Annotated in this window: 5 protein-coding genes, 2 pseudogenes and 1 riboswitch; of the genes and pseudogenes, 6 read left to right on the top strand and 1 reads right to left on the bottom strand. The window is 37.5% G+C overall.

Annotated elements, in window-relative coordinates; all coding sequences use genetic code 11:
- Positions 1-11 precede the first annotated feature (11 nt).
- Positions 12-148: riboswitch (FMN riboswitch) on the top strand.
- 170 nt (positions 149-318) lie between these two features.
- From ribD to BN349_RS26775, 6 genes and pseudogenes are all read left to right on the top strand, one after another.
- Positions 319-1,401, top strand: a complete 1,083-nt coding sequence (gene ribD, locus BN349_RS26135; RefSeq protein ID WP_019243143.1) for a bifunctional diaminohydroxyphosphoribosylaminopyrimidine deaminase/5-amino-6-(5-phosphoribosylamino)uracil reductase RibD — start codon at positions 319-321, stop codon at positions 1,399-1,401.
- Between the two features lie 9 nt (positions 1,402-1,410).
- On the top strand, positions 1,411-2,049 hold the full coding sequence (ribE, locus tag BN349_RS26130) for a riboflavin synthase (RefSeq protein WP_019243142.1): 639 nt from the start codon (positions 1,411-1,413) through the stop codon (positions 2,047-2,049).
- Between the two features lie 17 nt (positions 2,050-2,066).
- On the top strand, positions 2,067-3,257 hold the full coding sequence (locus BN349_RS14970) for a bifunctional 3,4-dihydroxy-2-butanone-4-phosphate synthase/GTP cyclohydrolase II (RefSeq protein WP_019243141.1): 1,191 nt from the start codon (positions 2,067-2,069) through the stop codon (positions 3,255-3,257).
- Between the two features lie 14 nt (positions 3,258-3,271).
- On the top strand, positions 3,272-3,736 hold the full coding sequence (gene ribH / locus BN349_RS14965; RefSeq protein ID WP_019243140.1) for a 6,7-dimethyl-8-ribityllumazine synthase: 465 nt from the start codon (positions 3,272-3,274) through the stop codon (positions 3,734-3,736).
- A gap of 74 nt (positions 3,737-3,810) precedes the next feature.
- A pseudogene (locus BN349_RS26780) lies at positions 3,811-4,533 on the top strand (S-layer homology domain-containing protein); the annotation flags it as partial.
- Between the two features lie 84 nt (positions 4,534-4,617).
- Positions 4,618-4,992, top strand: a pseudogene (locus tag BN349_RS26775) (CAP domain-containing protein); the annotation flags it as partial.
- Between the two features lie 214 nt (positions 4,993-5,206).
- Here the strand turns inward: BN349_RS26775 and murJ are convergent.
- Complete coding sequence (gene murJ, locus BN349_RS14955; protein WP_019243138.1) at positions 5,207-6,730, bottom strand: murein biosynthesis integral membrane protein MurJ; 1,524 nt, start codon at positions 6,728-6,730, stop codon at positions 5,207-5,209.
- Positions 6,731-6,836: the final 106 nt, after the last annotated feature.

Raw genomic sequence — 6,836 nt, 5'->3', positions numbered from 1 at the left:
AACAAAATAGTTTTATCCTTCGGGGTCGGGTGAAAGTCCCAATCGACGGTGATGATATATGAATAGCTATCTAAGCCCGTGAGCCTTAACAGGTAGGATTTGGTGAGAATCCAAAGCCGACAGTATAGTCTGGATGGAGAAGGATGTAAAACAAATGGTCAAAAGCCTTAATGAAGAAAAAATAGTCTTCAAAAGGTTTATTTGCTGACGCCATCTGTTTATATTCTCCAACGAACTCCTTAGGAATAGCCTAAGGGGTTATTTGTTTAGGGGAGAATTTATTAACTCCCATAATTCAAATGAATAGGAGAGTGGATGATGAAAGATGAGTATTATATGAAGATCGCTTTAGAGCTTGCAGAAGCTTCGCAGGGACAAACATCTCCAAATCCCGTTGTCGGCGCAGTGATTGTGAAAAATGGTGAAATTGTCGGGTTGGGTTCCCATCTAAAAGCAGGAGAACACCATGCCGAGATTCACGCGCTAAATATGGCTGGCGAAAGAGCTAGAGGTGGAACGATTTATGTCACTTTGGAGCCATGTAGTCATTTTGGAAAAACGCCACCATGTGCGGATGCTGTTATTTCAGCAGGAATTGTGAAAGTAGTGATAGCATCGACTGATTCGAATCCTTTAGTCGCAGGTAAAGGGATTCAAAGGCTAAAGAATGCTGGCATCGAAGTTGTAACAGGGATTTGCGAAGAAGAAGCAAGACGTTTAAACGAATCATTTTTTTATTATATGAAGCATCACATACCATATGTAACCTTGAAGCATGCGGTTACTTTAGATGGGAAAACAGCTACTAAAACAGGTCATAGTAAATGGATTACGAGTGAGCTATCAAGAAAAGATGTGCATAATGATCGAGGAAGACATGATGCTATTTTAGTAGGTATACAAACCGTTATGATGGATGATCCTAGTTTGACGAATCGAGATGGTGATAACGGAAGGCAGCCAATTCGAATCGTTTTGGATACGCATTTGAAAATGCCACTTGATAAAAAGCTTGTGAATGATGGAGAAAGCCCAACATGGATTTTTACAGGATCTGATGTAAGTGATGAGAAAGTTGCAGCCTTTAAAAATAAGCCTGTTCAAATATGCAAGTTATCTCAGCCAACAATTGATATTAAGGAATTGTTAGTAGTACTTGGACAAAAAGGTATAACTTCTCTTTATGTGGAGGGTGGACAAGCTATCCATTCTAGCTTTCTAAAATCAGGAAAAGTAAATCGTTTGGTTACATATATTGCTCCCAAAATTGTTGGAGGCATAGATGCGCCAAGCATGTTTACAGATTTACAGATTACAAATATGAATGATGCCATTTCTCTTGAATTTGAACATGTTGAGCAGATTGGTAACGATATTAAAATGACATCAATTTTGAAATAAGGTGAAAGAATGTTTACTGGAATAGTGGAAGACATCGGTACGGTAAAAGCTATTAGTAGAGCTAAGACAAGCATGCAACTCACTATTTTTTCGTCAAAAATAGTTGAAGATGTTCATTTGGGAGATAGCATTGCCGTTAATGGTGTTTGTTTAACAGTGACTTCTTTTACGAAAGATTCCTTTACAGTAGACGTCATGCCTGAAACGGTAAAAGCTACATCAATACGCGATGTGAGCGTTGGGTCATTCGTAAATTTAGAAAGAGCCATGAGTGCGTCGGGGAGATTCGGCGGACATATTGTTTCAGGTCACGTTGATGGTATTGGAACGATTATTCGTAAGCGAAGACAAGAAAATGCGATTTACTATGATATTAAAATAAGCGAGGAATTAAGGAGATTTTGTATTCCAAAGGGCTCCATTGCTATTGATGGGACTAGCTTAACTTTGTTTGGTGTTCAGAATCAAATCATAACGATTTCATTAATTCCTCATACTGTAGAGAAAACGGTAATTGGTAGAAAAAAAGAAGGCGATATCGTAAATGTTGAGAATGACATGCTCGGAAAATACATCATTTACAACATGGAAGGTAATCAAGAGAAAAAAACAATAACAGAAGATTTTTTACGACAAAACGGATTTTAAAAAGGATGGTGTCCTATATGATTCACACAATAGAAGAAGCAATTGAAGATTTAAAAGCAGGGAAGATGATTATTGCTGTAGACGATGATGACCGAGAAAACGAAGGAGATTTAATTGTCTTAGCTGAACATGCAACGCCTGAGGTTATTAATTTTATGGCTACATATGGACGTGGTTTAATTTGTGTGCCACTTACCAATGAAATAGCAGAGAAATTAGATCTACATCCGATGGTTGCTAAAAATACCGATAATCACGAAACGGCTTTTACTGTAAGTATTGATCACAAGGATACAGACACAGGAATAAGTGCCTATGAAAGATCTCATACCGTGCTGGAACTATTAAATGGTGATGCTGTTTCAGAGGATTTTAGAAGACCAGGTCATGTTTTTCCATTAATTGCAAAGCCGAATGGTGTTATAGAAAGAATGGGTCATACAGAGGCAGCGGTTGATTTGGCAAAAATCTGTGGTTCAACTCCCGTTGCAGTCATTTGTGAAATTATGAAGGATGATGGAACGATGGCTCGCTTGCCAGATTTAGAAGTATTTGCAGAACAGCACCAATTAAAGCTTATAACAATAGCGGACTTAATCAAATATCGTTACCAGAATGAAAGTTTTGTAAAAAGAGAAGCAAAAGCTAAGTTGCCAACTTCATACGGAGATTTTCATATGATCGGTTATTCCAATAAGTTAGATCATCATGAACACATCGCACTAGTGAAGGGAGAATGGAAGGAGGATGAACCTGTTTTAGTTCGTATCCATTCTGAATGTCTGACTGGTGATGTATTTCATTCGAAGCGTTGTGATTGCGGAGTTCAGCTTCAACGAGCTTTAAAGCAAATTGAAGATGAGGGAGCGGGTGTTGTTTTATATATGAGACAAGAAGGAAGAGGGATTGGTTTAATCAATAAGCTACGTGCATATGAACTGCAAGAAGAAGGCTACGATACAGTAGAAGCTAATGAAAGATTAGGTTTTCCAGCAGAACTAAGAGACTATACATTGAGTGCTCATATTTTAAAAGAGTTAGGAATTAAGAAAGTTCGCTTAATGACGAATAATCCAGAAAAAATAGATGCATTGAGGGAGTACGATGTTGAAGTTGTAGAGAGAGTGCCTATTCAAGTAGCTGCGGTAAAAGAAAACATGTATTACTTAGAAACAAAGAAAATGAAAATGGGACATTTATTAGCATAAAGGAGAGAAAGAAGATGAGCACAACATTTGAAGCACAGTTAATTGGAACAGGTTTAAAAGTAGGGATTGTTGTAGGAAGATTTAATGAGTTGATTACTAGCAAACTATTAGGTGGTGCGCTAGATGGATTAAAGCGACATGGTGTTGCAGAAGACGATATTGATGTAGCATGGGTTCCTGGAGCATTTGAGCTTCCGTTTATCGCTAAAAAAATGGCTGATACTAAGAAATATGATGCCATCATTTGTTTGGGTACAGTCATTCGTGGTTCTACAACTCATTATGATTATGTATGCAACGAAGCCGCAAAAGGAATTGCTTCTGTATCGCTCGAAACAGGGATTCCTGTGATGTTTGGAGTAGTCACAACAGAAAACATTGAGCAGGCAATCGAACGTGCAGGTACAAAGTCGGGTAACAAAGGCTATGATGCGGCTGTATCAGCTATTGAAATGGCTAATTTATCACGTTTATTCTAGAAATTAATCAAACGTTTGATTAATAGATAAATAGAATCAATTTATCGAAAACTAGTTAAACTTTCTTTTCTTTGATGTTATATTCTTATGAGGTTACAACTTACAGTGAAGCTTTAATCGATGAAGGATTTCATCGATTAGCTGAAACAATCAGGTTCTTACTGATGTTTGATATTTCATCCAAGCGAATTTGTTTCCTCTTCGCTTTGAAATGGAAATCATATGTTAGTTTGAACGAGATAAAGGGGTATAACATGAAGAAAATAGTATCAGTTTTATTGAGTTTACTAGTATTTATGTCTGTATTACCAGTATCTCAAGCTTTTGCTAAAGAAAACTTGAGCACTGAAATGCAGAATATGATTAATCAGGGCGTAATAACTGGCTACTCTGATGGCACGTACAAACCTTTTGTCAAAGTTAAACGTGGAGAATTTGCGACGTTTTTATATCGTGCTTTAAAGTTACCAGAGGGAGAGCATGTTTTTAAGGATGTAAGTAAAAGTTCAGGGCTTGCAGTTGGAATCAATGCAGCGGCCAAAGCGAAGATCGTGATGGGTACATCTTATAATACTTTTGATCCAAATTCGTATATTACACGTCAACAAATGGCTATGATGATTAGTCGATCATTGGACTATTTGAAGGTGCCAGAAAAAGTAGGTCAGTTAAATTTCTTAGATAATAATCAAATTTCACAAAAAGCAGCCGTATCAAGAATGGTTGGACACGGCATTATTAGTGGCTATAAGAGTGGAAATGGCTACATATTTAAACCAAATGATCCAGCTACTCGTGAGCATGCAGCTGCCTTCATTTCACGTATGTTAGCTGCTGCGAAAACAGGCGGGGGAGAAACTACTCCAGAGGAAACAGTAATCAGTGATTTTGAAAAACAAGTGGCAGCATTAGTGAATGAAGAACGAGCAAAAGCAGGATTGAAGCCATTAACATTGGACACGAATTTATCTAAAGTGGCAAGACTTAAATCCGAAGATATGTACAACAAGAAATATTTTAGTCATACAAGTCCAACATATGGTTCACCTTTTGACATGATGAAAAAATACGGAATTACATTTTGGGCAGCTGGTGAAAACATCGCAAGAGGACAACAAACACCACAGCAGGTTATGAATTCTTGGATGAACAGCGAAGGACACCGTAAAAATATCTTGAATTCAAACTATACGCATATTGGTGTGGGACATTTTGCGAACGGTAACTATTGGACACAGATGTTTATTGGAAAGTAAAGACTTTAAGAACGCATGGAAGGAATCAGAGTTTAAGACTTTGGTTCCTTTTTTTGTTGGAATCAGCTATTTTGTGAGTGAAAATAGGGGTCTTTGAGCGATATCAATCATATGGAAGAAGAAACTCCATACAGAACGCCTAGGATATGAAATGTCATTAATCAAACGTTTGATTAAAAAAAGCTGCCACATATAAGTGGCAGCTTCGTTTATATTACGCAGCTTTCTTTCGTCTAACCAAGGACAATAATTTATTGAAAGCTTCTTTATAGAAAATCTTTAATCCGACTACATAAATAGCGGCTCCTAGTCCGCTGAATAGCACGAGCTGAATGATGGCTGGCCAATCTTTCAGCGGTGTGAAATTTTTCAGTAAATAGACAGGTACAGCCATTAATAGAGTTGGTGGGATGACGCGTACGATTAATCCGAGCAAACGTTTCGATTCACTTTTGTCAAAGTCTCGATACATGACAATAGTTGAAACGACTAGGAAATAGATGGCTACAAGTGAACTTGTTACAGCTAGACCTTTATAGCCAAGCGAATCAACAATCAACCAGTTAATTACAAAGTTTAAGATAACGGTTGTAGCACTGATCTTGAAAACGACGGATGTTAAACCACGCGCATACATCGATTTAGAAACAATGAATTGTAAACCTTGGGCGACAATCATTGGTAGATACATGACCATGGCGATATACGTATTATGCGTATCGGCTGCAGTAAATTTACCACCTTGGTAGATGAAAGCAATTGCTTCTTTACCAACCAAAAATAGCCCAACTGCAATAGGTAGTAACGTTACAAGTGATATTTGCATACCCATATGCATCGTATCTTGGAATTTCTTTTTATCATCTACTTGTTCAGATAATAGGGTAAAAATAATCGCGACAATCGTTGTTGCGTAAATTGTATTTGGGATACTGACTAATAAAGATGCTTTATCTAAATAGGTAGCTCCGCCATCGGTTGTTCCAAGAGCAAACGTTTTGTTTACGAACATGTTAATTTGTCCTACGACTGAATTTAATAAGGCAGGAACGATTAAAACAAGAAATGATTTACGAAAGTCATGATCTACTTGAAGAGAAGGAGACCAGTGAAATCCACCTTTTCTTAAATAGATAAATTGAATGATAATCCCAAGAACGGTCCCGATTACAAAACCGTAGGCTAAACTGTAGATGCCCCATTGTCCTGAAAAGAAAATAGCAAATACCGCACCCATTAAGGTTGCTAGTATTTTAGAAATTTGCGCAGGAACGAAGATTCGTCGCCCTTGTAAATAGGACTCTAATATTCCATTAAGCGCGATTGCTGCCATAGCAATGAAGAAAACTTGCATGGTTTTAATCGCAACACTTTCAGCACCAGCACGCATGTTATCAGGTGTAATAAACGGTAGTATGTATGGGATAGTAAAAATCCCTACTACTGAGATAATCAGAAATAGAATGACAGTAGCATTCATAATACCATTTGCATTACGGTCGGCTTCTGCTGCATTCTCTTTTTTCATTTTTGAAAACATAGGTAGGAATACGTTGTTGAAACCACCAGAAATCATTGCAACGACTAGTGTTACAAGAGAAAAGGCGTATATATAACCATCGGTTTCAGCACTAACTCCAAATTGATAAGAAACGATTTTTTCTCTAATTAAGCCTGATAGCTTTAAAAACAGAGCTAACAACGTAATCCAGAGTGCTGTCTTTTTCAACGTCGACATGAATCTGTCACTCCCCGAATGATGAATGAATCTTTCTTTCATTCAAAAGAATAAAAAGCCAGGCACCAAATGATGGCTGGCTGTAATGATACGACTTTACATAGAA

Source organism: Bacillus sp. AP8 (assembly GCF_000321185.1).
Lineage (GTDB): Bacteria > Bacillota > Bacilli > Bacillales > DSM-1321 > Bacillus_AD > Bacillus_AD massilioanorexius.
The sequence above is the reverse complement of the archived record's forward strand: the minus strand, read 5'-3'. Positions and strand labels throughout refer to the sequence as shown.

Coding starts and splice junctions, on each gene's coding strand:
- BN349_RS14970 (WP_019243141.1), top strand. CDS start 2,067: ATGATTCACACAATAGAAGAAGCAATTGAAGATTTAAAAGCAGGGAAG.
- ribH (WP_019243140.1), top strand. CDS start 3,272: ATGAGCACAACATTTGAAGCACAGTTAATTGGAACAGGTTTAAAAGTA.
- murJ (WP_019243138.1), bottom strand. CDS start 6,730: ATGTCGACGTTGAAAAAGACAGCACTCTGGATTACGTTGTTAGCTCTG.
- ribD (WP_019243143.1), top strand. CDS start 319: ATGAAAGATGAGTATTATATGAAGATCGCTTTAGAGCTTGCAGAAGCT.
- ribE (WP_019243142.1), top strand. CDS start 1,411: ATGTTTACTGGAATAGTGGAAGACATCGGTACGGTAAAAGCTATTAGT.